The following is a 23,020-nucleotide window of genomic DNA, read 5'->3' as shown; positions in this document are numbered from 1 at the left end:
GCCACGAAAAAACGCGCTCCACGGAGCGCGTTTTTCTTTATGCGGCCGGCTTTCTATGGGTGGCCGAGCCACGCCTCCGAGCCGAACGTGATGCCCACGATCAGCAGCACCGCCAGCACAAGCCCGAGCAACAGGCGACCGAACTTGGGCGAGCCATCGTCGTCGGGCGCGCTCATGGCACCAGGATCGACGAGCCGGTCGTCTTGCGCGCTTCCAGGTCAATGTGCGCCTGCGCGGCATCGGCCAGTTTGTAGGTCTGGTTGATATCGATCTTCACATCGCCGCTGGCAACCACCGCGAACAGATCGGCGGCCATGGCTTCCAGGTCGGCGCGCCTGGCGGCGTAGCTGAACAGGGTCGGACGGGTGATGAACAGCGAGCCGCGCGCGGACAGTTCGGCCAGCGAAAAATCGGGCACCGGCCCGGATGCATTGCCGAAGCTGACCATCATGCCGAGCGGGCGCAGGCAGTCGAGCGACTTGGTGAAGGTATCCTTGCCGATCGAGTCGTACACCACCGAGACTTTTTCGCCGTCGGTGATTTCCATCACGCGCGCCACGAAATCCTCGGTGTTGTAGTTGATGACATGGCTGCAGCCGCTGGCCTTGGCCAGCGCCGCCTTTTCGTCGGAACCGACGGTGCCGATCATGTTCACGCCGAGCGCGCGCGCCCATTGCGACGCGATCAGGCCCACGCCACCGGCCGCCGCGTGGAACAGGATGGTGTCGCCGCGCTTGAGCGGCACGGTGCGGCGGAACAGGTACTGCACGGTCAGCCCCTGCAGCATCATGGCGGCGCCCGTCTCGAACGAGATCGCGTCGGGAAGACGCAGCAGCAGCGCGGACGGCAGGTTGCGTACTTCGGAATAGGCCCCGTTCGGACGGCCCGCGTAGGCCACGCGGTCGCCCACGGCCACCTCGGTCACGCCCTCGCCCACCGCCTCGACCACCCCGGCGCCTTCCATGCCCAGCCCCGCCGGCAGCGGCTGCGGATACAAACCGGTGCGGAAGTACACGTCGATGAAATTGACGCCGCAGGCGGCGTGGCGCACGCGCGCTTCGCCCGGTCCGGGTTCGCCCACGTCCACATCGACGTATTCCATCACTTCGGGGCCGCCGGTGCGGTTGATACGGATTGCTTTTGCCATCATGCTGAACTCCCAGTTAATTCCAAGGTTGGTTATGCGGCCGCGAGCCTGAGCTGCGAGAGCAGCAAATGGGCGGTCGACAGATTGGTGGCGCAGGCCACATTGTGCACGTCGCAGGCGCGCACCAGCGCGTTGATGTCCGGCTCGTGCGGCTGCGGCGTCATCGGGTCGCGCAGGAACACCACCGCGTCGATCTGGCCCTCGACCAGGGCCGCGCCGATCTGCAGGTCGCCGCCGAACGGGCCGGACTCCTTGCGTTCGACCGCCAGCCCGAGCTCCTTGATCAGGCGCGCGCCGGTGGTGCCGGTCGCCATCAGCTGGCAGCCGCGCAGGAAATCGATGTACTCGGCGGCGAGCACGATCATGTCGTCCTTCTTCTTGTCGTGGGCGATCAGGGCGATGCGGGGCTTGGTGGGGTGGCTCATTCGGTCTGCTTTCGTGGGTCGGGTGTGTGGTGACTATTTTTTCTTCGACAGCATGTAAATACCCGCCAGGACCATCGCCGTGCCGCCGACCTGCACGGCGGTGATCGGCTCGCCCAGTACCAGCGCGCCGAGGAACAGAGTCGAGACGGGGCCGATCATGCCGGCCTGCGACGCGGTGGAGGCGCCGATGCGCTGCACCGCGATCATGGTCATGAAGACCGGCAGCACGGTGCAGAAAATCCCGTTGGCCAGCGAGTACCAGTACACCGCCGCCGGCTGGACCAGCATGGACACGGGCCGCAGCACGAAGAACTGGCCGATGCAGACCACGCTCGATACGCACATCGCATAGGCCACCAGGCGCAGGGAGCCGATGCGGCGCACCATCTCGCCCGACATCAACAGGTAGACCGCGTACGACAGGGCCGAGCCGAGCACCAGCAGCGCGCCGATGGCGGTGCTGCCGGCGCCGCCGTGCAAGTCGTGCACGAACACCAGCACGATGCCGCAGTAGGATACAAGGAGGGCCAGCCACTCGATGCGGCTAATGTGCCGCTTGAGGAACACTGAGGTGATGAGCAGCACGAAGGTCGGCGTGAGGAACAGGATCAGGCGTTCCAGCCCGACCGAAATGAATTGCAGGCCGAGAAAATCGAGGTAACTGGAGAGGTAGTAGCCGATCACGCCCAGGAACACCAGGCGCCAGCGGTCGGCCGGCGACAGCGGCGCTTCGGTGCGCATCTTCCAGAACGCGACAGCGGCGAACACCGGCAGCGAGAACAACATGCGGAAAGCGAGCACGGTGACGGCGTCGACCTGGTAGCGGTACATCAGCTTGGCCAGGACGGCCTTGGCCGAAAACAGCACCGCGCCCGAGATGGCGAGGGTCAGGCCGGCCAGCAGGGCGGGGCGCGGGGTCGAGTGGGCGGCGACAGCCGTTGCGCTTTTGTTCATGCACCGATTGTAGAACGAATCGCGCAAACTGGCTGGGGACCGGCGGATTTTGGCAGGGCCGCTATGGTAAAATATCGGCCACTGATGCATACCGTCTAAGGAAATTTCGACATGGCTGGACACAGCAAATGGGCCAATATCAAGCACAAGAAGGCCGCTACCGACGCCAAGCGCGGCAAGATCTGGACCCGATTGATCAAGGAAATCACCGTTGGCGCGCGCATGGGCGGCCCCGACATCGCCACCAATCCGCGCCTGCGCCTGGCGGTGGACAAGGCGGCTGACGCCAATATGCCGAAAGAGAACGTCGCGCGCGCCATCCAGCGCGGCTCGGGCGGGCTCGAAGGCGTGAACTACGAAGAAGTGCGCTACGAAGGCTACGGCATCGGCGGCGCGGCCATCATCGTCGACTGCATGACCGACAACCGTGTACGCACGGTGGCCGAAGTGCGTCACGCCTTCAATAAACACGGCGGCAACATGGGCACCGAAGGTTCGGTCGCCTTCATGTTCAAGCACTGCGGCCAGTTCCTGTTCGCGCCCGGCGTGGACGAAGACAAGTTGATGGAAGCGGCCCTTGAAGCGGGCGCCGAAGATGTGGTGGCCGACGAGGAAGGCGGCTTCGAAGTGCTGTGCGATCCGTTCTCCTTCGCCACCGTGAAGGAAGCACTGGAAGCTGCCGGCTTCAAGGCCGAAGTGGCCGAGATCATCATGAAACCGTCGACCGAGACCGTGATCGGCGGCGAAGACGGCATCAAGATGCAAAAAATTCTCGACGCGCTCGAGAACCTCGACGATGTGCAGGAAGTCTATACCAACGTCCTGATCGAAGATTAAGCTCCTATGAAAATCCTGGTAGTCGGCTCTGGCGGCCGTGAACATGCACTGGCCTGGAAACTGGCCCAATCCGAACGTATCCAGATGGTGTACGTTGCCCCGGGCAATGGCGGCACGGCGCGCGACATCCGTCTCGTCAACGTCGACCTGACCGATCCGGAGCAGCTGGCCGAATTCGTCCAGCGCGAAGGCATCGCCCTGACCGTGGTCGGTCCCGAGACGCCGCTGGCGGCCGGCATCGTCAACCTGTTCCGCGGCCGCGGCCTGAAGATTTTCGGGCCCACCAAAGAAGCGGCGCAGCTGGAAAGCTCGAAGGACTTCGCCAAGGCCTTCATGCAGCGCCACGGCATTCCGACGGCGACTTACCAGACGTTTTCGGACGTGGCGCAGGCGCACGCCTACATCGACGCCAACGGCGCGCCGATCGTCATCAAGGCCGACGGCCTGGCGGCCGGCAAAGGCGTGGTTGTCGCGATGACACTGGAAGAAGCGCACCAGGCGGTCGACCATATGCTGGCCGACAATCGTTTCGGCGACGCCGGCGCGCGCATCGTGATCGAAGAGTTTTTGGCGGGCGAGGAAGCGAGCTTCATCGTCATGTGCGACGGGAAGAACATCCTGGCGCTGGCCACCAGCCAGGATCACAAGCGCCTCAAGGATGCCGATGAAGGTCCGAACACGGGCGGCATGGGCGCATATTCGCCGGCGCCGATCGTCACGCCGGCCATGCATGCGCGCGTGATGCGCGAGATTATCAACCCGACCATCAACGGCATGGCCAAGGACGGCATTCCGTTCACCGGCTTCCTGTATGCGGGCTTGATGATCGACGACAAAGGCAACCCGAAGACGCTGGAATTCAACTGCCGCATGGGCGACCCCGAGACGCAGCCGATCATGGCGCGCCTCAAGAGCGACCTGGTGACGGTGATGGAGCATGCGGTGAACGGCACGCTCGACACGGTCGAACTGGAATGGGACCGCCGCACGGCGGTGGGCGTGGTGATGGCCGCCGCCGGCTATCCGGACGACCCGCGCAAGAGCGATGTGATCGACGGGATTCCCGCCGAAACGCCGGAATGCGTGACCTTCCATGCGGGTACGCAGCAGGCCGGCGGCAAGCTGGTGACCAGCGGTGGACGCGTGCTGTGCGTGGTCGGCCTGGGCGACAGCGTGAAGATGGCGCAGAAGCAGGCTTACGAGACGGTCGACAAGATCCACTTCAACGGCGCGCAGTTCCGCCGTGATATCGGGTGGCGTGGGTTGAAGCACTAGGCATCCCGCCGTCGTTAATGTCGCCCCCCCCCCGTCGTTCCCGCGCAGGCGGGAACCCAAGTTCGCGCCGAAGCCACAGGCTAAGCAAATAAACTTGGGTTCCCGCCTGCGCGGGAACGACGGTTTTTAGTTTAACGATCCAGCACATATCATAAAACACCTGTACGGTGTACAATTCGTCCTCAATTTTTATTCCCCGATCCCGCTCCCCGATGTCATCCCCTTCCCCTGCGGCCGTCAAGGCCTGGCTACTCGACCTGCAAGCGCGCATCGTGCAAGCGCTCGAAGACGCCGACGGCAAGCCGTTCCTGCGTGAAGAATGGGAACGTCCCGAAGGCGGCGGCGGCATTTCGCGCCTGATCGAGGAAGGCAATGTCCTGGAACGCGGCGGCGTCAATTTCTCGCACGTGATGGGCGCCAACCTGCCGCCATCGGCCGCGGCGTCACGTCCCGAACTGGCCGGCCGCGCCTGGGAAGCGATGGGCGTGTCGCTGGTGGTCCATCCGCGCAATCCGTACGCGCCGACGGTCCACATGAACGTGCGCTTCTTCACCGCCACCGCACCCGGCGAAGAGCCGGTATGGTGGTTCGGCGGCGGCATGGACCTGACGCCCTATTACGGCGACGAAGGCGATACGCGCCACTTCCACCAGAGCTGCCACGATGCGCTCGCGCCCTTCGGCAGCACGCTGCACGCGCGCTTCAAGCGCTGGTGCGACGATTACTTTTACCTGAAACACCGCAAGGAGCCGCGCGGCGTGGGCGGGATCTTCTTCGACGACTTCAACGAAGCCGGTTTCGACCTGTCGTACGCGATGACGCAAAGCGTGGGCGATTCCTTCGTCAAGGCCTACCTGCCGATCCTGATGGCCCGCAAGGACACGCCGTACGGCGAACGCGAACGCGATTTCCAGGCCTACCGGCGCGGCCGCTATGTGGAATTCAATCTGGTGTGGGACCGCGGCACCCTGTTCGGCCTGCAGTCGGGCGGACGCACGGAAGCGATCCTGATGTCGATGCCGCCGATCGTCAAGTGGCGCTACGACTGGCATCCGGAAGCCGGCAGCGCCGAAGCGGCGCTGTACAGCGACTTTCTGGTCCATCGCGACTGGCTCCTTACGTGACCTTGTGCGTCGCACTGCTGGGAGGCAGTTTCGATCCGGTTCATAATGGTCATGTGGCGCTGGCCACCTTGTTTGCCACCCTGCTCGAACCGGACCAGCTGCGCATCCTGCCGGCCGGCAGTCCGTGGCAGAAGAGCCGCTTGCAGGCCGGCGACGCCGACCGCGTCGCCATGCTGCGCCTGGCCTTTGCCGGCGCTGCTCGCCCGGTCGCGCTGGACCTGCAGGAAATCGAACGCGGCACGCCGACCTACACCATCGACACATTGCGCAGCGTGCGCGCCGAACTCGGGCCGCAGGCATCGATCGTATTCCTGATGGGATCGGACCAGCTGCAGCAGCTCGACAGCTGGCGCGAATGGCGCGCGCTGTTCGAGCTGGCCCATATCGGCGTGGCTGCGCGCCCGGGATTTTCGATGGCCGATGCGGCATTGCCGGCGGCCGTCGCCGAAGAACTCACCATGCGCCGGGGCAGCCTGGCGCAATTGCGTAACACCCCGTCCGGCAGGGCTTACCTGGCCGAGACGCTGGACGTGGACATCTCCGCCACCCAGATTCGTGCGGCATTACAACGGGGCGAGAAGGCAAACTCGCTTATCTCCCCGGTAGTGCTAGACTATATTCAACAACATAATTTATACGAAATCTAATGGATATTAAAAAACTGCAGACCCTCGTCGTCGACGCCCTCGAAGATGTGAAGGGCCAGGACATTACCGTGTTCGATACCGTTCACCTGACCAGCCTTTTTGACCGCATCGCCGTCGTTTCCGGCACCTCCAACCGTCAGACCAAGGCGCTTGCCGCCTCCGTGCGCGACAAGGTCAAGGCAGCCGGCGGCGACGTGATCGGCATCGAAGGCGAAGACACCGGCGAATGGGTCCTGGTCGATCTGGGCGACATGATCGTCCACATCATGCAGCCGGCGATCCGCCAGTACTACCGTCTCGAAGAAATCTGGGGCGACAAGCCTGTGAAGCTCGGCGCGGCCAAGCGCAAAGGCACCGTGGAAGCAGCCGAAGCGGCCGAAGCGAAGCCGAAGTCGAAGCACCTCGCCTCGACCCAGGAAGCGCCTGAAGTCAAGCCGGTCAACGAACGCAAACCAGCAGCCAAAAAAGCCGCTGCCGCCAAGACCCCGGCCGCCGCCAAAAAGGCGCCTGCCAAAAAAGCAGCGTCGAAAGCTGTCGGCAAAGTGGTCAAGGTCGCCGCGACCAAGACCGAAGAAGCAGCCGTCAAGGCCCTCAAGGCACTGCCGCCGAAACGCGCAGCCGCCGTCAAGGCGCCAAAAGCACCAGCGGACGCCGTGCCGGTCAAAAAAGTCATCAAGCGCGTCGCCAAAAAAGACGCAGAGTAAGCGTCGATGCAGCTCATTATCGCTGCGGTCGGCCACAAGATGCCCGGTTGGATCGAGACCGGCTTTTCCGAGTACACGAAGCGCATGCCGCCTGAATTGCGCATCGTGCTCAAGGAAATCAAGCCGGTCGAACGCTCCGGCAGCAAAACGGCGGCTACCGCCATGGCGCTCGAACGCGAGCGTATCGAAGCAGTCCTGCCCAAGAGCGCACGCCTGATCGCGCTCGATGAACGCGGCAAGGACCTGACCAGCGTGGGCCTGTCCCAGCAGCTGATGCAGTGGCAGCAGGACGGGCGCGACACCGTCTTCCTGATCGGCGGGGCCGACGGCCTCGATCCCGAACTCAAGGCGCGCGCCGAGGGGCTGATTCGTATTTCCAGTATGACGCTCCCGCACGGCATCGTGCGTGTTATGCTTGCCGAGCAGTTGTATAGGGCGTGGTCGATCACGCAGAATCACCCTTATCATCGCGTCTGAGAAAACGGGAATCCGATGAAACCGATCGACAGAAAAATCTACCTTGCTTCCAAAAGCCCGCGCCGGCGTGAATTGCTGCGCCAGATCGGCGTGGAGTTCGAGCTGCTCACGCTGCGCAACGATACGCCGCGCGGTCCGGACGTGACCGAACTGGTGAACCCGGGCGAAGCGGCCATCGACTATGTGGCGCGCGTGGCCAACGAAAAAGCGGCCTTCGGCTGGAAGATGGTGCAGCACCGCCGCCTGACCCTGCGTCCGGTGCTGGCCGCCGACACCACCGTCACCATCGATGGCCAGATCCTCGGCAAACCCGGCTCGCCCATCGAGGCGAAGGAAATGCTCGAACGCCTGTCCGGACGCACGCACCAGGTACTGACCGCGATCGCGGTCCATCACACCGACATGCAGCGCCAGGTCACCCAGGTGTCCCAGGTGCGCTTCGCCAAGCTCTCGCCAGCGTCGATCAAGGCTTACTGCTCCACTCCCGAACCGTACGACAAGGCGGGCGGCTACGGTCTGCAGGGCCTGGCCGCGCTGTTCGTCGAACATATCGAAGGCAGCCACTCCGGCATCGTCGGATTGCCGCTGTTCGAGACCGCGCAACTGCTGCGCGAAGCGGGCATTCCGCTGGCCTGATGCGATTGCGCACGCGCAGCGGCCCTGCCTCCCAGGCCTCGTCCCTAACACCATCATCTGCACGGCGGCCCTGAACAATGAACGAAGACATCCTCATTAACATCACTCCGCAGGAGACGCGCGTGGCGCTGATCCTGCAAGGCGCCGTGCAGGAGCTGCACATCGAGCGCACGCTCACGCGCGGGCTGGCCGGTAACGTCTACTCGGGCAAGGTGGTGCGCGTGCTGCCGGGGATGCAGTCGGCCTTTATCGACATCGGCCTGGAACGCGCGGCTTTTCTGCACGTGGCCGACATCTGGGAAGCGCGCACCCATGAAGGCCCGAGCGTGGCGCCGACCCCGATCGAAAAGATCCTGTTCGACGGCCAGGTGCTGACGGTACAGGTGATCAAGGATCCGATCGGCACCAAGGGCGCGCGCCTGTCGACCCAGATTTCGATCGCCGGGCGCATGCTGGTGTACCTGCCGCAGGACAGCCATATCGGCATCTCGCAGAAAATCGAAAAGGAATCGGAGCGCGAACTGCTGCGCACACGCCTTCACAGCCTGCTGCCGCCCGAGGAAAAAGGCGGCTACATCGTGCGCACCATGGCCGAGGAAGCCTCCGACAGCGACCTGGCGGCCGACGTGGACTACCTGCGCAAGACCTGGGGCGCGATCTGCCACGGCGCGCGCACGCGTCCCGCCACCAGCCTGCTGTACCAGGACCTGAGCCTGGCCCAGCGCGTGCTGCGCGACTTCGTGCACGACGAGACGGCGACCATCCAGGTCGACTCGCGCGAGAACCACGCCATGCTGGTCGAATTTGCGAAAGCCTACACGCCGACGGTGCTCACGCGCTTGCAGCACTACACGGGCGAGCGCCCGCTGTTCGACCTGTACGGCGTGGAGGAAGAGATCCTGCGCGCGCTCGGACGGCGCGTGGACCTGAAATCGGGCGGCTACCTGATCGTCGACCAGACCGAGGCGATGACGACGATCGACGTAAACACCGGCGGCTTCGTGGGCGGGCGCAATTTTGCCGATACCATCTTCAAGACCAACCTGGAAGCGGCGCACGCGATCGCGCGCCAGCTGCGGCTGCGCAACCTGGGCGGCATCATCATCCTCGACTTCATCGACATGGACAACAACGAGCATCGCCACGCGGTGCTGCAGGAGTTGAAAAAGACGCTTTCGCGCGACCGCACCAAGGTGTCGGTGTCGGGCTTTTCGGCGCTGGGGCTGGTGGAGATGACGAGAAAGCGCACGCGCGAGTCGCTCGCGCATATCCTGTGCGAACCCTGCCCGGCCTGCGCCGGCAAGGGCCAGGTGAAAACCAGCCGCACCATCTGCTACGAAATCCTGCGCGAGCTGATGCGCGAAGCGAAGCAGTTCAATCCGCGCGAGTTCCGCATCCTCGCCTCGCAAGAGGTGGTCGACCTGTTCCTGGAAGAGGAATCGCAGCACCTGGCGATGCTGGGCGACTTCATCGGCAAGCAGATTTCGCTGCAGGTGGAGACGGCGTATCACCAGGAGCAGTACGACGTCATTCTGATGTGATGGCGCTGCGCAAGAGAATTTTTGCCACAGCCCAAGAAAACGGCCAATAAAATATTCCCATAGTTAAAATTTTCGATGATAAATTTTTTCTACAGTAAATCCATTATGTGTTGCGCATATGCTACCGGGCGCACGAGCACGCCTGCTACGATCCGCTGACCACGTGGCCTTCACGTGGCCGGCCGGGTGCATCGTCCGCCCCGGCGATTCGTAGCATTCCTCAGCGGAGGTAGCCATGTTCGGTAGATTCATCAGTGCGGCGGCACTTGCATTCTGCACCGCCGCAGCCCAGGCGGGGCCCATCGAGTTCAAGTTCAGCTATACGGGTTTTTTCGACAAGGAAGCCGACCGCTTCGATCCGGCAGCGGTCATCGCCGGCAGTTTTATCGCGGACGACGTCAATCGGGACGGGCTGTTCGGGGCCAACGAACTGATTTCGTTCAAGCACAACGGCTCCAACGATTACATCGGTTGCGGCGTGGGGGACCAGTACTACTGGAAATGCACGATTGAACGGTTCGGCTACCGGATCGGCGGCCCGCTGAAATTCTCCACCACCTGGTCCATCTCGGACGTCGGGTACCAGATCAACAGTTCGACCATCACCGGCGAAGAATACGTCTACCTCTACCGCAGCGCGGGCGGCGTGCAAACGCGCGGCTTGATCTGGACCGGCCAGACCGCTTTCGCGATCAGCCAGGTCAATGCGGTGCCGGAACCGGTCTCGCTCGCGCTGATGGCGCTCGGCGCGGCCGCCATCGGCGTGGCGCGCATGCGCCGGCGGCGCCGCGCTGCCTGACGCGCGGCCCGGTCCCGGGCCGTGTCAGCTTTCGACGTCGACCGACTGAATCGTTCCGTCTTCCGCGAACTTGACCGCGACCACATAGTTGGTCAGGTCTTCGCCGAAGGTGAAATCGAACATGGCGAACGAGCCGTCCGATTCGTCCGGCATGGGATGCAGACCGATGTGACACAGGTGAAGCTTCGCCAGCATGCGCTCTTCAACCGGCAGCGATGCATCGGTACCGTCAATCAGTGCCGCCAGTTCTTCGGGCGAGAACTCGGACAGATGATGATCGATGTACGTGTCCCGCACTTCGCCATTGGCATGGAAATCGGCGATGCAGGCCGCCTGGGCCAGTGCGATCTTGCTGTCGAGCTCTTCCATGAAGCGGGCGACCCGGTCGAGCACGGCCGGATCGAGATCTTTCACCGCGGAAAATTCGGTGATCCCATCCTCGCCCTCGAATGCGTTGAAAAAAGCGAGCGACAGGTCAATCTCCCGCCCGTCCACAGAATAGATCGCTTCGTTATATTCATTCGGCAAGGCCAGATCGATGGCGCCGAAATAGGGGATGGTTTTTTCCATTTTGAATCTTCAGGTTGACCAGAACGGGCTATTTTATCAGCCGGCCGGAAAGCGCCGCCAATCCGGCCCTGGCCAAGGATGGCGTGCTGCCCGTTCCGCGCCAGCCGCGGGCGCTTTTTGCGCGAGGTGCATGCCTGCTACGACAAGAACGGCAGCTCGCGCAGTTGCAGCCCGGGCCAGGTCAAGCGCTCGAAGAGCAGCTGCGGCCAGGCCAGCTTCCTGATCCAGAGCGTGCGCTGACGCTTCAGGCCTGCCACACGCCGTAGCCGGCCTCGCGCAACCCGATGCCCAGTTCGACTTCCATGTCGGCCGCGCCCGCGTAGGGCATCGGGTTGTAGATCGCATACAGCTCGGGCAGCAGGCGCAGGCCGTACTTCCGCACGAATTTGTTGGCCTGGATGCCCGCCTTGTGCTTGTCGAAGCGCAGGTCGGGACTCAATCCCGTCATCCCCACGTACACGCACGGTTTTCCGGTCACGTAATCCGGGTTCGACTTCTTGAAACGCGGTTCGTACAGCACATCCTTCGACAGCTCGATCACGTACACGCTGTGGTGGTGGCGCCGGCCCATCGACGGCTTACGGCGCCATGGCGTTGCGGCCCAGCGCTGCGATGTCGGCACTCTCGAGCACCCGCTTGCGCGCGCCGTTGCGCACCACGGCCAGCATGGCCTGCCCAACCTGGCGCGTGGTCAGCACGTGCCTGGGCATGGCCGCGCGCAGCAGCGGCAGCACGGGCTTCATCAGCGAATAGAAAATGCGGTAAGCGGTGGTCTTGGACTTGATGCCGTCGAGCGGCTGGATCATCCCGGGGCGGAAGATGTACACACCGCGAAACGGCAGCGCCAATAGCGCGTTTTCGGTGCGGCCGCGCACGCGCTCCCACATGGTGGCGCTGGTTTCGCTGCTGTCGGCCCCCGCTCCCGACACGTACACGAATACCATGCGCGGATTGAGCGCGACCAGCGCGTTGGCAGCGGCCAGGGTCATGTCGTACGTCAAGCGCGTGTAGTCAGGCTCACGCATGCGCGAGGACGTCACGCCCACGCAAAAGAAGCAGGCGTCGACGTCTTCCAGCTGCGCCGCGACGCTGGCGAAGTCGAACAGATCGGCATGCACCACATCGCGCAGCTTGGGGTGGCGCTGCCCGGTTGGCGTGCGTCCGATGGCCACGACCTGCTCCACGTCGGCGGCCTGCAGGCATTCACGCAACGCGCCTTGCCCGACCATGCCGGTGGCGCCAAATAACAGAACTCTCACGTCGTCTTTCTCCTTGCCGCTGGCTTGCTTGCCGCCCCTTGGCCGCGCGCAAGGCCGCTATCTTACGCCCTTCCGGTACATCCTTGCGCTACCGTTGCGCCGACGGAAAAAACAGCTGCTGGCCGCCCGGCCTGAAACCGGCAATCCTGGCCTGCCCTTCGGCGGACGTGATCCAATCGATCAGCAGGCGCGCGCCGCGCTCGTTGACGCCAGGATGGCGCGCCGGATTGACGGCGATGATCCCGTAAGGATTGAACATCCTGGGGTCGCCCTGCACCAGGATCGCCAGCCCGGTTTTGTCCTTGTAGGTGGCGAAGGTGGCGCGGTCGGTCAGGGTGCAGGCTTGCAGCTCGGCCGCCATGGTCAGCACTTCGCCCATGCCCAGGCCGGCTGACAGGTAGCGCGCCGGCGGCGGCAGCACGCCGGCAACCTTCCAGTAACTCTTTTCCATCTGGTCGGTGCCGGAATTGTCGCCGCGCGAGACGAAGCGCACGTCGCTGGCCGCCAGCTTGCGCAGGGCGGCGATGATATCTGACCCGCCTTTGATCCCCGCCCGGTCCGACGGCGGGCAAGCCAGCAGAAAATCGTTATACATCACGTCGCGCCGGCCGACGCCATGGCCGTCGGCCACGAAGCGATCCTCGGCTGCGCGTGCGTGCACCAGGGTGACGTCGACATCGCCATTCTTCGCCAGCTCCAGCGCCTTGCCGCTGCCGACGGCAATCACGTGCACCTTCAGGCCTGTCTTGGCCTCGAACGGCGGCAGCAGCCAGGCCAGCAGGCCGGAATTATCTGTACTGGTGGTCGTGGACAAGCGCAGGACCTGGTCGGCGGCCAGGGCCAGCGGGGAGGCGATGCAGAGCCAGAGGGCCAATGCGGTGTATCTGATCATTTGTATTCGAGCTTTCCATCACGTAGTTTAAGGCGCTGCACGCCGGGCATGCCGATCAGGTCACGGTCGTGGCAGGCCATCACCACCGTGGCACCAAGAGACACCAGCGCCGGGATGAGCGCGATCACCTGCTCGCGCGCGGCGCCATCGAGGTTGGCGGTCGGTTCGTCGAGCAGCAGCAGCGCGGGCCGCAGCACCCAGGCGCGCGCCAGCGCCACGCGCTGCACCTCGCCGCCCGACAGGCGGGCCGGATCGCTGCCCTGCAGATGTTCGACGCCGGCCCATGCCATGGCCTGCGCAACCGCCTGCGCCGCCTGCACTTTTCCAACGCCGCGCGCCCGCAGGCCGTAGCCGATGTTGGCCGCCACGCTGGTCGAGAACATCACCGGATGCTGGTGCACATACACGATTGCCTCGCGCAGCAGCGGCGGATACGGCGACAAGGCCAGCGGCTGCCCTTGCCACGTTACGCCGGACGCCTCGCCGGGTTCCAGTCCGGCCAGCACGCGCAGCAGGCTGCTCTTGCCGGCGCCGTTGATCCCGGTGAGCACATAGGCGCGCGCCGCGTCGAGCACCACATCGTCAAGCTCGAACAGCACGCGCGTGCCGTGCGCCTTGCGCAGCCGGGCGATACGCAGCAAGGCACTCATGCGCCGGCTCCCGCGCTGCGCGTGTCGCCCTGCAGCAGCATCAGTGCGCCGTTCATGGCAAGCGCCAGCACCACCAGCACGATGCCCAGCGCGATACCCTGTGCGAACTCGCCCTTGCTCGTTTCGAGCGCGATGGCGGTGGTGATGGTGCGCGTTTCGCCGGCGATATTCCCGCCGACCATGAGCGCGCAGCCGACTTCCGAAATCACGCGCCCGAAGCCGCTGATCACCGCCGCCATGACGCCGAAGCGCACCTCGTGCAGCACCGTGAGCATGGTGCGCCAGCGCGACGCGCCCAGGGCAATCGCGGTGTCGGCGTAGCGCGGGTCGAGCGCCTGCACCGCCGCCAGTGTGAAAGCCACCAGCACCGGCGTGGCGATGATGCACTGGCCGAGCACAATGCCCGGCTGCGAAAACAGCCAGTGCAGCGAACCCCACGGGCCGTGGCGCGACAGCAGCAAATACAGCAGCAGGCCAATCAGGACCGTGGGCAGCGACAAGGTGGCCTGCACCAGCCAGATGGCGATGCGGCGGCCCGGGAAGCGGTAGCTGGCAATCGCATAGCCGAGCAGTACCGCCGGCGGCGCCGCCAGCAGCAGGCCAAGCACGCTGGTCTTGAGCGATATCCAGACGATGCCCCACAGCGCGGCGTCGCCCGACAGCAGCAGCGCGAATGCGGCGTGCGTGGCCTCGGGCAGCAACATCAGGGCGGCAGCGGCTCGAAGTCGAGACGAGCGTGGCCGGTCAGCAGCAGGAAGTGCTTGCCGGTGCAGCGCGCCAGCAGGGCCATGCCGATCCTGCCGGCGACCATATGGCCCATCTGGGTGGTGCCGGAGCGCGACAGCAGGAAAGGAATGCCCATCTGCGCGCCCTTGATGACCATCTCCGACGTCAGCCGGCCGGTCGTGTAGAACACCTTGTCGCTACCGGCCACGCCGTCGAGCCACATGCGCCCGGCGATGGCGTCGACCGCGTTGTGGCGGCCCACGTCCTCCACGAAATAGAGCAGCTCGCCCGCGTTCGAAAACAGCGCGCAGCCGTGCACCGAACCGGCCTGCTTGTAGATCGATTGCTGCGTGCGGATGGTGTCGACGATGCGGTACACGGTGGACTGCGCGATGCGCGCATCCGGTGGCAGCACGATCTGGTCGATATCGTCCATCAGGCCGCCGAATACCGAGCCCTGGCCGCAACCGGTGGTGACCACCTTCTTCGAGGTGCGCGCTTCGACATCGGCGATGCCTCCGCGCGTGACCACCGCCACCGCATCGACCGACCAGTCGACCTGCACAGAGACGATGTCGGCGATCGACTTCACCAGGCGCTGGTTGCGCAGGTAGCCCAGTGTGAGCGCTTCCGGCGCGCCGCCCAGGGTCATCAGCGTGACCAGCTCGCGCTTGTCCACATACACCGTCAGCGGCCGTTCGGCCGGGATGAAAATGGTCGAACGGCGGCCGCGTTCATCGAGCACCTCGACCTCGTGGGTCAGGGCAGCGCGGGCGTCGCTCAGCTGCGGCATTGTCATGTGATGCTCATCCCCGCCAGCACCTGGCCGCCGCCAAAGCTGCCCTGCTGCTCCACCACGCCGCCGAGCGCCACGCGGATGGCGCAGTATTTGAACTCGGGGATCTTGCCGAACGGGTCGAGCGCGGCGTTGGTCAGGCGGTTGATGGCCGCTTCGTAATAGCAGAACGGCACAAAAATCGCACCGCGCGGCGAACTGTCGTCGGCGCGCGCATACAGGGCCACTTCGCCGCGGCGCGAAGCGATGGTCACCACGTCGCCCGGTTTGCCGCCCAGCGCCGCCAGGTCGAGCGGGTGGACCAGCGCCACCGGATCGGGTTCGATCGCGTCCAGCACCGCCGTGCGGCGCGTCATGCTGCCGGTATGCCAGTGTTCGAGCTGGCGGCCGGTGATGAGCACCATCGGATACTCGGCGTCGGGGCGCTCGTCGGCGGGAATGATATCGGCCGGCACGAAACGCGCGCGGCCGGACTCGCGCGGGAACTGCTCGGTGAAGACCACCGGCTGGCCCGGGTCGCCCTCCTTCGTGCACGGATAGGTGACCGCGTGCTCGCGTTCCAGCCTGTCCCAGGTAATGCCGCCGATGCTCGGCATGATGCGGCGCATTTCGTCGAACACCTCCGACACATGGCCGTACTGCCAGTCCAGGCCCAGGCGCGCGGCCATCTGCTGGATAATCCACAGATCCTGCCGCGCCTGGCCCGGCGGATCGATGGCCTGGCGCCCGATCTGCACCAGGCGGTCGGTGTTGGTGAAGCTGCCCGTCTTTTCGGGAAAGGCGCTGGCCGGCAGGATCACGTCGGCCAGGTAGGCGGTCTCGGTGAGGAAAATATCCTGCACCACCAGGTGATCGAGCGCGGCCAGCGAAGCGCGGGCGTGGTTGGCGTCGGGATCGGACATGGCGGGGTTTTCGCCCATGATGTACATGCCGCGGATTTCGCCGCGCGGGATGGCGTGCATGATCTCGACCACCGTCAGGCCGGGCGTGGAGTCGAGCGGCATGCCCCAGGCCCGCTCGAACTTCGCCAGCGCCAGCGGGTTGTCGACCCGCTGGTAGTCGGGGAACATCATCGGGATCAGCCCCGCGTCGGACGCGCCCTGCACATTGTTCTGGCCGCGTAGCGGATGCAGGCCGGTACCCGGGCGGCCGATCTGGCCGGTCATCAGCGCCAGCGCAATCAGGCAACGCGCATTGTCGGTGCCGTGGATATGCTGCGAAATGCCCATGCCCCACAAGATCATCGACGCCTTCGAGGTGGCGTACAGGCGCGCCACGTAGCGGATGGTGTCGGCGTCGACGCCGCAGATCGGCGCCATTAGCTCGGGGCTGTAACCGGCCACGTTCTGTTCCAGCTCCGCGTAGCCGATGGTGCGGCTGGCGATGAAGTCCTGGTCGACCAGGCCTTCGGCGACGATCACGTTCATCATCGCGTTGAGCAAGGCCACGTCGGTATCGGGCTTGAATTGCAGGTAGCGGTGCGCGCTGCGCGCCAGGTCGGAGCGGCGCGGATCGCACACCACCAGTTTGGTGCCGTTCTTGATGGCGTTCTTGATCCAGGTCGCCGCCACCGGATGGTTGACGGTCGGGTTGGCGCCGATGACGATCACCACCTCGGCCAGGGTCACGTCCATCACCGGGTTCGATACCGCGCCCGAGCCGATGCCCTCCAGCAGGGCCGCCACCGACGATGCGTGGCAGAGACGCGTACAGTGGTCGACGTTGTTGCTGCCGAATCCGGTACGTACCAGCTTCTGGAACAGGTAGGCTTCTTCGTTGCTGCCCTTGGCCGAACCGAAGCCGGCCAGCGCGCGCTTGCCATGGGTGTCGCGGATGCGCGCCAGCGCCCCGCCGGCCGCATCGAGCGCTTCTTCCCAGGTGGCCTCGCGGAACACGTCGAGCACGCGCGCCGGATCCATGGTGAATTCGCCGCTTTTGGGCGCGTCGGCGCGGCGGATCAGCGGCACCGTCAGGCGGTGCGGATGGTGCGCATAATCGAAGCCATAACGGCCCTTGACGCACAGGCGTTCGCGGTTGGCCGGGCCATCGCGCCCCTCCACGAACAGGATCTTGTTGTCCTTGATGTTGTAAGTCAGCTGGCAGCCCACGCCGCAGTACGGGCAGACCGAATCGACCTGTTTGTCCGGTACGGCCAGGGCGGCGTCGCGCGCCGGCATCAGGGCGCCGGTCGGGCAGGCCTGCACGCATTCGCCGCAGCCGACGCAGGTGGAGTCGCCCATCGGGTCGTCCATGTCGAACACAATCTTGACGTGGTCGCCGCGTAAGGCCAGGCCGATCACGTCGTTGACCTGCTCGTCGCGGCAGGCGCGCACGCAGCGCGTGCACTGGATGCAGGCGTCGAGATTGACGGTAATGGCGGCGTGCGAGGCGTCGCGTGCCGGCTGGCTGCGCGCGGCAAAGCGCGGCTGGCCGAGGGCGAGCTTGCGCGCCCAGAAATCGACTTCATTGTGGCGCGTGTAGGCCTGTTCGGGCATATCGGACTGCAGCAGTTCGAGCACCATCTTTTGCGCGGCCACGGCGCGCGCACTGTCCGTGCTGACCTTCATGCCGGCGGCCGGATGGCGGCAGCAGGACGGCGCCAGTACCCGTTCGCCGTCGATCTCCACCATGCACGCGCGGCAGTTCCCGGCCGTGTCCATGCCCGGTTTGTAGCACAGGCGCGGGATCTCGATGCCTTCGCGCGCGGCCACCTCGATCAGGGTTTCGTGGGCAAAGGCGCGTACCGGTCGGCCGTTGATTTCCAGCTCCACGGGCGCGCCCTGCAAGGCGGCCTGCCTGGTCCTGCTGATCGCATTCATGGCTTCACCAGTTCATGTGAAAAGTATTTGACGACGCAGTCGAACGGATTCGGCGCGGCCTGCCCAAGGCCGCAAATCGAGGCGTCGCGCATCACTTGCGACAACTCGGCCAGCAGCGGCGTGTCCCATTGCGGTTGTTCGATCAGCGCCAGCGCCTTGGCGGTGCCCACGCGGCACGGCGTGCACTGCCCGCACGATTCGTCCTTGAAGAAGCGCAGCGTGTTGCGCGCGGCCGCCACCGCCGAATCCTGGTCCGACAGCACCACCACGGCGGCCGAACCGATGAAGCAGCCGTACGGCTGCAAGGTATCGAAGTCGAGCGGGATCGCATTGAGCGCGGCGGGCAGGATGCCGCCCGATGCGCCGCCCGGCAAGTAGCCGTAAAACTGGTGGCCCGGCGCCATGCCGCCGCAGTATTCATCAATCAGTTCCTGCACGGTGATGCCGGCCGGGGCCAGCTTGACACCCGGTTCGCGTACCCTGCCCGAGACCGAAAACGAACGCAATCCCTTGCGGCCGTGGCGTCCCTGGGCGCTGAACCAGTCGGCGCCCTGCTCGACGATGGCGCGCACCCAGTGCAGGGTCTCGAAGTTGTGCTGCAGGGTGGGCAGCCCGAACAGGCCGACCTGGGCCACGTACGGGGGGCGCAGGCGCGGCATGCCGCGTTTGCCCTCGATCGATTCGATCATCGCCGATTCTTCGCCGCAGATGTAGGCGCCGGCACCGCGGCGCAGGATCAACTCGGGCATGGACTGGAACGGCGGATCGGCGCGCAGGCGCGCCAGTTCGGTTTCCAGCATGGCGCGGCAGCCATGGTATTCGTCGCGCAGGTAGATATAGATGGTATTGACGCCGGCCACCCAGGCTGCCACCAGCGCGCCTTCGAGGAAGCGGTGAGGGTCGCGTTCGAGGTAGTAGCGGTCCTTGAAGGTGCCCGGCTCGCCCTCGTCGATATTGATCGCCATCAGGCGCGGACCGGGCTCGTTACGCACGATGCGCCATTTGCGCCCGGTCGGGAAGCCGGCGCCGCCAAGGCCGCGCAGGCTCGATGTTTCCATGGTCGTGATGAGCGCTTCGGCATCGCGCCGGCCGTCGTGGCATGCGCGCGCCAGGACGTAGCCGCCGGCGGCGCGGTAGCTGTCGTAGTCGATGTAGCCGGTGGGCGCGTGCCTGGTGTGGCCGTGCGCCACGGCGGCCGCCACCGTATGGCAGCTGGCGTGGGCCAGCGGGTGCTGGCCGACCACGGCTGCCGGGGCTTGTTCGCAGCGGCCGACGCAGGGCGCGGCGAGCACGCGCACGTCAGCGCCCAGGATGGCGGGCAGGCGCTCGATCAGGTCGCGCGCGCCGGCCATCTCGCACGACAGGCCGTCGCACACGCGCACCGTCAACGCCGGCGGCGCGCTATCGCCTTCGCGCATGACGCCTTCGCGCACGACATCGAAGTGGTGGTAGAAGGTGGCGACCTCGTAGACCTCGGTCTGGGCCAGCTTCATTTCCTGCGCCAGCGCCGCCAGATGGGCGTGCGACAGGCAGCCGAAGGCATCCTGGATTTTATGCAGATGCTCGATGAGCAGGTCGCGCTGGCGCGATTGCGCGCCCAGCAATGCCTGCACTTCCAGCAGCGCCTGCGGATCGACGCGGCGGCCCTTGGGCGCCTGGCGCTTGCGCTGGCGGGTGCTGCCCTGGGCCATGATCGGAATGACGGGATGGTTCATCAATTAACCTTGTCAAAAACAGCATCGCGCCATGATTTTACTCCCACGGCGCGGTCACGGATTCACATTTGGCGCAGCTCATGCCAGACCATGGCGGGTTCGAGCTTTTCCATGCAGTCGTGGTGGCCCAGTGGGCATTCGCGCTGGCGGCAGGGCGAACAGGCCAGCCGCAGCGAGATCGAGCGCGCGATGTCGGAAAACGGCGGCGCGTGGTCCGGATCGGTCGGGCCGTACAGCGCAATCACCGGCCGGTTCAGCGCCGAGGCAATGTGCAGCAGCCCGGAATCGTTGGCCACCACCGCGGCCGCGCCGGCAATGAGCGCAATGGCTTCAGCCAGCGAAGTGGCGCCGGCCACGTTGTGGACGCCGTCGGTTCCGGTCAGGGCCGTGATTTCGGCGCAGGCCTCGCGGTCCTTGGGGGAGCCGAGCAAAGCGATGTGCGCGGACGGATCCTGTTCGCGCACCGATTGCGCCAGCGCGGCGAAGTGGCGCGCCGGCCAGCGCTTGGCGGCGCCGAATTCGGCGCCAGGGGCAAACACCACCAGCCGCCCCGCTCCGCCCATGCCGTGGCGCGCGCGCACTTCAAGAATCTGCTCCTGGCTGACACGCATCGCCGGCCGCGGCACGTCGGCCCGCAGCGCGGCGCCCGGCGCGCCGGCCAGGGCGGCGTAAAACGGCACCATCGGACGTTTCGGCTTGTCGTCGTGATGCACGACGTTGAGCAGCCCGTAACGCATTTCGCCCTTGTAGCCGACCCGGCGCGCAATCCCGGCCAGCCACGGGATCAGCGCGTACTTGATCGTATTGGGCAGCACGTAGGCGTCGACGTAGCCGCGCGCGCGCAGCACCTTGGCGTAGCGCCAGCGCTCGCCCAGCTGCAGCGCGCCATGGCGGAACGGAGTTTCAAGCACGCTGTCGACTTCCACCATGGCGCGCCAGGCCGGCGCGACCGAGGGCGGCGCCAGCACGTCGATCGGGCGCGCCGGATGCTGCTGCTTGAGCAGCTGCAGCAGCGGCTGGGCCATGACCGCGTCGCCGATCCAGTTCGGCGAAATGATCAGGGTGCGGCCAATGCTCATGCTTCCACCTTGTTGGCGAACTGCAGGCGGTACAGGTTGGCGTACATGCCGTCCAGCGCCAGCAGCTCGTCGTGGCGGCCCGCTTCGACAATCCGTCCCTGGTCGAGCACCACGATGCGGTCGGCGCGTTCGATGGTCGAGAGGCGGTGCGCGATGACCAGCGTGGTGCGCCCGGCCATCAGGGTGTCGAGCGCGCCCTGTACCGCGCGTTCCGATTCGTTGTCGAGGGCGGAAGTGGCTTCGTCCAGGATCAGGATCGGCGCGTCCTTGTAGATGGCGCGCGCAATGGCCACGCGCTGGCGCTGGCCGCCCGACAGGCGCATGCCGTTTTCACCGATCGGGGTATTGACGCCTTCCGGCAGGGCCGCGACGACGTCGTCCAGGTGGGCCGCCTTGATGGCCGCGGCCAGTCGCGCCGGGTCGACCCGTTCGGCGCCGTAGGCAATGTTGGCGCCCAGGGTGTCGTCGAACAGCACCACGTTCTGGCTGACCATGGCCAGCTGCGCGCGCAGGCTTTGCAGGGTGATGTCTTCATACGGCACGCCGTCGAGCAGAATGCGCCCGCCTTGCGGCGAATAAAAGCGCGTGACCAGGTTCACGAACGTCGATTTGCCGCCACCCGACATGCCCACCAGGGCCACGGTCTGCCCCGGCAGCACGTCGAGCGTGACACCGTTAAGCGCCAGCGGGTTGTTGTCGGTGTAGCGGAACTGCACGTTGTGAAGCTGCAGGTGCCCGCGCGCGCGCTCGATGACGACCTTGCCCGGATCGGCTTCGACCGGGGTGTCGATCATGGCGAATACCGTTTCGGCGGCGGCCATGCCGCGCTGCAGCGGGCCGTTCACGCCCACCAGGGACTTCAGGGGCGCGAGCAGCATCAGCATCATGGTAATGAAGCTGATGAATTCTCCCTGCGTCATCCCGGATGACATGGCGATGACGATCACCACCGACACCGCCAGCGCGGTGGCGCTCTGGGTGATCGGCACGGTGGCGGCACTGGCGACCGTGATGCGCTGCGAGAAGCCGAGCAGCGCGCTGCTGCGCTGTTCGAAGCGTTCGCGCTCGTAACGCTCGCCGGCGAACACGCGGATCACCTGGTGCCCGCGCGCCGCCTCCTCGACCACCTGGGTCATCTCGGCGGTCACGCGCTGGTTGTCGCGGCTAAGGCGGCGCATGCGCTTGGCCGTGGTGCGCACGATGCCGGCGGTGACGGGCATGACCACCAGGGCGATCAGGGTCAGCTTCCAGTTGGTCCACATCAGCATCAGCAGCAGGCCGACGATGACGAGCGAGTCGCGCACGTAGGCGACGAACACGGAGTTGATCATGTCGACCACCTGGCGCACGTCGCCGATGACGACGTTGATGATCTTGCCGGTCGATTCTTCGTGAAAGCGCGCCACGGGCAGGCGCAGCAAGCGGTCGAACACCATGCGCCGCAGGTCGTTGAGCACGCGGCTGATCACCCAGTTGTTCAGGTAGGCGGTGGAGAAGGTGAAGATGCCGCGCCCGATGAAAATCGACAGCAGCACCAGCGGCACCAGCCACAGGCTGAATTCGACCCGGTTCGGGCCGAAGCCTTTGTCGATCAGCAGTTGCAGCGCATAGCCGAGCGCCGGCTCGGTGACGGCGGTGCCGGCCATGGCCAGCAGCGACATCAGCGCGCGCGCGCGGTAAGGTTTGACGATAGCCAGCAGGCGCCGGACTATGACACTATTTTCCATCGTTTTCTTTCGCGTTCAGGCTACAAGCCATGTGCGGTTGCGGCATGCCGCCATCATAAGACGCGGCCGGTACCGGAGGCCCGACATTCTCGCACAGGCGGTCCGCGTGCGGCCATAACAACATCGCGGAGACACTGTAAATACAAGCAAGGCGCAGATTCGCCACCTTCGCACCGGCGCGCGGGCCGCCCGCCAGAGGCGGTACTGTAAAATGGCGAACA

General features: G+C 65.3%; 25 protein-coding genes. 10 read left to right on the top strand and 15 right to left on the bottom strand.

Annotated features, from left to right (window positions below):
* Window positions 1-53: 53 nt before the first annotated feature.
* From CR152_RS34645 to CR152_RS13495, 4 genes are read right to left on the bottom strand one after another with little or no spacing between them, the layout of a single operon-like run.
* The gene (locus tag CR152_RS34645; protein WP_267876237.1) at window positions 54-176 is read right to left on the bottom strand and encodes a hypothetical protein; all 123 of its coding nucleotides are present in this window, start codon (window positions 174-176) and stop codon (window positions 54-56) included.
* A complete protein-coding gene (locus tag CR152_RS13505) occupies window positions 173-1,147 on the bottom strand; it encodes a quinone oxidoreductase family protein (protein WP_099882307.1) in 975 nt (324 codons plus the stop codon). The genes CR152_RS34645 and CR152_RS13505 overlap by 4 nt, the downstream gene beginning before the upstream one ends.
* Before the next feature lie 32 nt (window positions 1,148-1,179).
* Entirely contained in the window at window positions 1,180-1,572 is a 393-nt protein-coding gene (locus tag CR152_RS13500; protein WP_099875370.1) for a methylglyoxal synthase, read from the bottom strand.
* A 33-nt stretch (window positions 1,573-1,605) separates the two neighbouring features.
* Window positions 1,606-2,526 (bottom strand): DMT family transporter, encoded by a 921-nt coding sequence (locus tag CR152_RS13495; protein WP_099875369.1) that lies wholly within the window; start codon window positions 2,524-2,526, stop codon window positions 1,606-1,608.
* 111 nt (window positions 2,527-2,637) lie between these two features.
* On the opposite strand from CR152_RS13495, the gene CR152_RS13490 reads away from it, so the two are divergent.
* The 9 genes from CR152_RS13490 to CR152_RS13450 all read left to right on the top strand — a co-directional run bounded on the left by CR152_RS13490 (window position 2,638) and on the right by CR152_RS13450 (window position 10,566).
* Complete coding sequence (locus tag CR152_RS13490; protein ID WP_099875368.1) at window positions 2,638-3,363, top strand: YebC/PmpR family DNA-binding transcriptional regulator; 726 nt, start codon at window positions 2,638-2,640, stop codon at window positions 3,361-3,363.
* 6 nt (window positions 3,364-3,369) lie between these two features.
* On the top strand, window positions 3,370-4,638 hold the full coding sequence (purD, locus tag CR152_RS13485; protein WP_099875367.1) for a phosphoribosylamine--glycine ligase: 1,269 nt from the start codon (window positions 3,370-3,372) through the stop codon (window positions 4,636-4,638).
* A gap of 212 nt (window positions 4,639-4,850) precedes the next feature.
* A complete protein-coding gene (gene hemF, locus CR152_RS13480) occupies window positions 4,851-5,762 on the top strand; it encodes an oxygen-dependent coproporphyrinogen oxidase (protein ID WP_099875366.1) in 912 nt (303 codons plus the stop codon).
* The gene (locus CR152_RS13475; RefSeq protein ID WP_099875365.1) at window positions 5,759-6,409 is read left to right on the top strand and encodes a nicotinate-nucleotide adenylyltransferase; all 651 of its coding nucleotides are present in this window, start codon (window positions 5,759-5,761) and stop codon (window positions 6,407-6,409) included. The genes hemF and CR152_RS13475 overlap by 4 nt, the downstream gene beginning before the upstream one ends.
* Window positions 6,409-7,113 carry a ribosome silencing factor gene (rsfS, locus tag CR152_RS13470; protein WP_099875364.1) on the top strand — a complete coding sequence of 235 codons (705 nt, stop codon included), beginning with the start codon at window positions 6,409-6,411 and terminating at the stop codon, window positions 7,111-7,113. The genes CR152_RS13475 and rsfS overlap by 1 nt, the downstream gene beginning before the upstream one ends.
* 6 nt (window positions 7,114-7,119) lie before the next feature.
* A complete protein-coding gene (gene rlmH / locus CR152_RS13465) occupies window positions 7,120-7,590 on the top strand; it encodes a 23S rRNA (pseudouridine(1915)-N(3))-methyltransferase RlmH (protein WP_054264401.1) in 471 nt (156 codons plus the stop codon).
* Between the two features lie 15 nt (window positions 7,591-7,605).
* Window positions 7,606-8,226: a Maf family protein gene (locus CR152_RS13460; protein WP_099875363.1), complete on the top strand. Its 621-nt coding sequence runs from the start codon at window positions 7,606-7,608 to the stop codon at window positions 8,224-8,226.
* 77 nt (window positions 8,227-8,303) lie between these two features.
* Window positions 8,304-9,767 carry a ribonuclease G gene (rng, locus tag CR152_RS13455; RefSeq protein ID WP_099875362.1) on the top strand — a complete coding sequence of 488 codons (1,464 nt, stop codon included), beginning with the start codon at window positions 8,304-8,306 and terminating at the stop codon, window positions 9,765-9,767.
* A 235-nt stretch (window positions 9,768-10,002) separates the two neighbouring features.
* On the top strand, window positions 10,003-10,566 hold the full coding sequence (locus CR152_RS13450; RefSeq protein ID WP_099875361.1) for a PEP-CTERM sorting domain-containing protein: 564 nt from the start codon (window positions 10,003-10,005) through the stop codon (window positions 10,564-10,566).
* 24 nt (window positions 10,567-10,590) lie between these two features.
* Here the strand turns inward: CR152_RS13450 and CR152_RS13445 are convergent, their stop codons facing one another.
* The gene (locus CR152_RS13445; RefSeq protein WP_099875360.1) at window positions 10,591-11,136 is read right to left on the bottom strand and encodes a DUF2004 domain-containing protein; all 546 of its coding nucleotides are present in this window, start codon (window positions 11,134-11,136) and stop codon (window positions 10,591-10,593) included.
* Between the two features lie 78 nt (window positions 11,137-11,214).
* On the opposite strand from CR152_RS13445, the gene CR152_RS32905 reads away from it, so the two are divergent.
* Window positions 11,215-11,376, top strand: a complete 162-nt coding sequence (locus tag CR152_RS32905; protein ID WP_157778474.1) for a hypothetical protein — start codon at window positions 11,215-11,217, stop codon at window positions 11,374-11,376.
* A 4-nt stretch (window positions 11,377-11,380) separates the two neighbouring features.
* Here CR152_RS32905 and CR152_RS13440 read toward each other — a convergent pair whose 3' ends face one another.
* From CR152_RS13440 to msbA, 10 genes are all read right to left on the bottom strand, one after another.
* Window positions 11,381-11,707, bottom strand: a complete 327-nt coding sequence (locus tag CR152_RS13440; RefSeq protein WP_099875359.1) for a hypothetical protein — start codon at window positions 11,705-11,707, stop codon at window positions 11,381-11,383.
* A gap of 7 nt (window positions 11,708-11,714) precedes the next feature.
* A complete protein-coding gene (locus CR152_RS13435; protein ID WP_099875358.1) occupies window positions 11,715-12,395 on the bottom strand; it encodes an NAD(P)H-binding protein in 681 nt (226 codons plus the stop codon).
* A gap of 88 nt (window positions 12,396-12,483) precedes the next feature.
* The gene (locus CR152_RS13430; protein WP_099875357.1) at window positions 12,484-13,287 is read right to left on the bottom strand and encodes an ABC transporter substrate-binding protein; all 804 of its coding nucleotides are present in this window, start codon (window positions 13,285-13,287) and stop codon (window positions 12,484-12,486) included.
* Window positions 13,284-13,937: an ABC transporter ATP-binding protein gene (locus CR152_RS13425; RefSeq protein WP_099875356.1), complete on the bottom strand. Its 654-nt coding sequence runs from the start codon at window positions 13,935-13,937 to the stop codon at window positions 13,284-13,286. The genes CR152_RS13430 and CR152_RS13425 overlap by 4 nt, the downstream gene beginning before the upstream one ends.
* Window positions 13,934-14,641: an ABC transporter permease gene (locus CR152_RS13420; RefSeq protein WP_099875355.1), complete on the bottom strand. Its 708-nt coding sequence runs from the start codon at window positions 14,639-14,641 to the stop codon at window positions 13,934-13,936. Before CR152_RS13420 ends, CR152_RS13425 begins: the two co-directional genes overlap by 4 nt.
* Window positions 14,641-15,462: a formate dehydrogenase accessory sulfurtransferase FdhD gene (locus CR152_RS13415; protein ID WP_099875354.1), complete on the bottom strand. Its 822-nt coding sequence runs from the start codon at window positions 15,460-15,462 to the stop codon at window positions 14,641-14,643. The genes CR152_RS13420 and CR152_RS13415 overlap by 1 nt, the downstream gene beginning before the upstream one ends.
* The gene (fdhF, locus tag CR152_RS13410) at window positions 15,459-18,278 is read right to left on the bottom strand and encodes a formate dehydrogenase subunit alpha (protein WP_099875353.1); all 2,820 of its coding nucleotides are present in this window, start codon (window positions 18,276-18,278) and stop codon (window positions 15,459-15,461) included. Before fdhF ends, CR152_RS13415 begins: the two co-directional genes overlap by 4 nt.
* Entirely contained in the window at window positions 18,275-19,993 is a 1,719-nt protein-coding gene (locus CR152_RS13405) for an NAD(P)H-dependent oxidoreductase subunit E (RefSeq protein ID WP_099875352.1), read from the bottom strand. Before CR152_RS13405 ends, fdhF begins: the two co-directional genes overlap by 4 nt.
* A gap of 62 nt (window positions 19,994-20,055) precedes the next feature.
* A complete protein-coding gene (gene waaF / locus CR152_RS13400; RefSeq protein WP_229413378.1) occupies window positions 20,056-21,072 on the bottom strand; it encodes a lipopolysaccharide heptosyltransferase II in 1,017 nt (338 codons plus the stop codon).
* Window positions 21,069-22,799 carry a lipid A export permease/ATP-binding protein MsbA gene (gene msbA, locus CR152_RS13395; protein WP_099875351.1) on the bottom strand — a complete coding sequence of 577 codons (1,731 nt, stop codon included), beginning with the start codon at window positions 22,797-22,799 and terminating at the stop codon, window positions 21,069-21,071. Before msbA ends, waaF begins: the two co-directional genes overlap by 4 nt.
* Between the last annotated feature and the right edge of the window lie 221 nt (window positions 22,800-23,020).

It is taken from the genome of Massilia violaceinigra (genome assembly GCF_002752675.1).
Classification (GTDB): Bacteria; Pseudomonadota; Gammaproteobacteria; order Burkholderiales; family Burkholderiaceae_D; genus Telluria_A; species Telluria_A violaceinigra.
Note: the sequence above shows the minus strand (reverse complement) of the source record. Positions and strands in the feature narration are given on the sequence as shown.

What these genes read in the sequence shown, in the direction of transcription:
- CR152_RS34645 (WP_267876237.1), bottom strand. Translation starts at nt 176, where the DNA reads ATGAGCGCGCCCGACGACGATGGCTCGCCCAAGTTCGGTCGCCTGTTG.
- CR152_RS13505 (WP_099882307.1), bottom strand. Translation starts at nt 1,147, where the DNA reads ATGGCAAAAGCAATCCGTATCAACCGCACCGGCGGCCCCGAAGTGATG.
- CR152_RS13500 (WP_099875370.1), bottom strand. Translation starts at nt 1,572, where the DNA reads ATGAGCCACCCCACCAAGCCCCGCATCGCCCTGATCGCCCACGACAAG.
- CR152_RS13495 (WP_099875369.1), bottom strand. Translation starts at nt 2,526, where the DNA reads ATGAACAAAAGCGCAACGGCTGTCGCCGCCCACTCGACCCCGCGCCCC.
- CR152_RS13490 (WP_099875368.1), top strand. Translation starts at nt 2,638, where the DNA reads ATGGCTGGACACAGCAAATGGGCCAATATCAAGCACAAGAAGGCCGCT.
- purD (WP_099875367.1), top strand. Translation starts at nt 3,370, where the DNA reads ATGAAAATCCTGGTAGTCGGCTCTGGCGGCCGTGAACATGCACTGGCC.
- hemF (WP_099875366.1), top strand. Translation starts at nt 4,851, where the DNA reads ATGTCATCCCCTTCCCCTGCGGCCGTCAAGGCCTGGCTACTCGACCTG.
- rsfS (WP_099875364.1), top strand. Translation starts at nt 6,409, where the DNA reads ATGGATATTAAAAAACTGCAGACCCTCGTCGTCGACGCCCTCGAAGAT.
- rlmH (WP_054264401.1), top strand. Translation starts at nt 7,120, where the DNA reads ATGCAGCTCATTATCGCTGCGGTCGGCCACAAGATGCCCGGTTGGATC.
- CR152_RS13460 (WP_099875363.1), top strand. Translation starts at nt 7,606, where the DNA reads ATGAAACCGATCGACAGAAAAATCTACCTTGCTTCCAAAAGCCCGCGC.
- rng (WP_099875362.1), top strand. Translation starts at nt 8,304, where the DNA reads ATGAACGAAGACATCCTCATTAACATCACTCCGCAGGAGACGCGCGTG.
- CR152_RS13450 (WP_099875361.1), top strand. Translation starts at nt 10,003, where the DNA reads ATGTTCGGTAGATTCATCAGTGCGGCGGCACTTGCATTCTGCACCGCC.
- CR152_RS13445 (WP_099875360.1), bottom strand. Translation starts at nt 11,136, where the DNA reads ATGGAAAAAACCATCCCCTATTTCGGCGCCATCGATCTGGCCTTGCCG.
- CR152_RS32905 (WP_157778474.1), top strand. Translation starts at nt 11,215, where the DNA reads ATGGCGTGCTGCCCGTTCCGCGCCAGCCGCGGGCGCTTTTTGCGCGAG.
- CR152_RS13440 (WP_099875359.1), bottom strand. Translation starts at nt 11,707, where the DNA reads ATGGGCCGGCGCCACCACCACAGCGTGTACGTGATCGAGCTGTCGAAG.
- CR152_RS13430 (WP_099875357.1), bottom strand. Translation starts at nt 13,287, where the DNA reads ATGATCAGATACACCGCATTGGCCCTCTGGCTCTGCATCGCCTCCCCG.
- CR152_RS13425 (WP_099875356.1), bottom strand. Translation starts at nt 13,937, where the DNA reads ATGAGTGCCTTGCTGCGTATCGCCCGGCTGCGCAAGGCGCACGGCACG.
- CR152_RS13420 (WP_099875355.1), bottom strand. Translation starts at nt 14,641, where the DNA reads ATGTTGCTGCCCGAGGCCACGCACGCCGCATTCGCGCTGCTGCTGTCG.
- CR152_RS13415 (WP_099875354.1), bottom strand. Translation starts at nt 15,462, where the DNA reads ATGACAATGCCGCAGCTGAGCGACGCCCGCGCTGCCCTGACCCACGAG.
- fdhF (WP_099875353.1), bottom strand. Translation starts at nt 18,278, where the DNA reads ATGAATGCGATCAGCAGGACCAGGCAGGCCGCCTTGCAGGGCGCGCCC.
- CR152_RS13405 (WP_099875352.1), bottom strand. Translation starts at nt 19,993, where the DNA reads ATGAACCATCCCGTCATTCCGATCATGGCCCAGGGCAGCACCCGCCAG.
- waaF (WP_229413378.1), bottom strand. Translation starts at nt 21,072, where the DNA reads ATGAGCATTGGCCGCACCCTGATCATTTCGCCGAACTGGATCGGCGAC.
- msbA (WP_099875351.1), bottom strand. Translation starts at nt 22,799, where the DNA reads ATGGAAAATAGTGTCATAGTCCGGCGCCTGCTGGCTATCGTCAAACCT.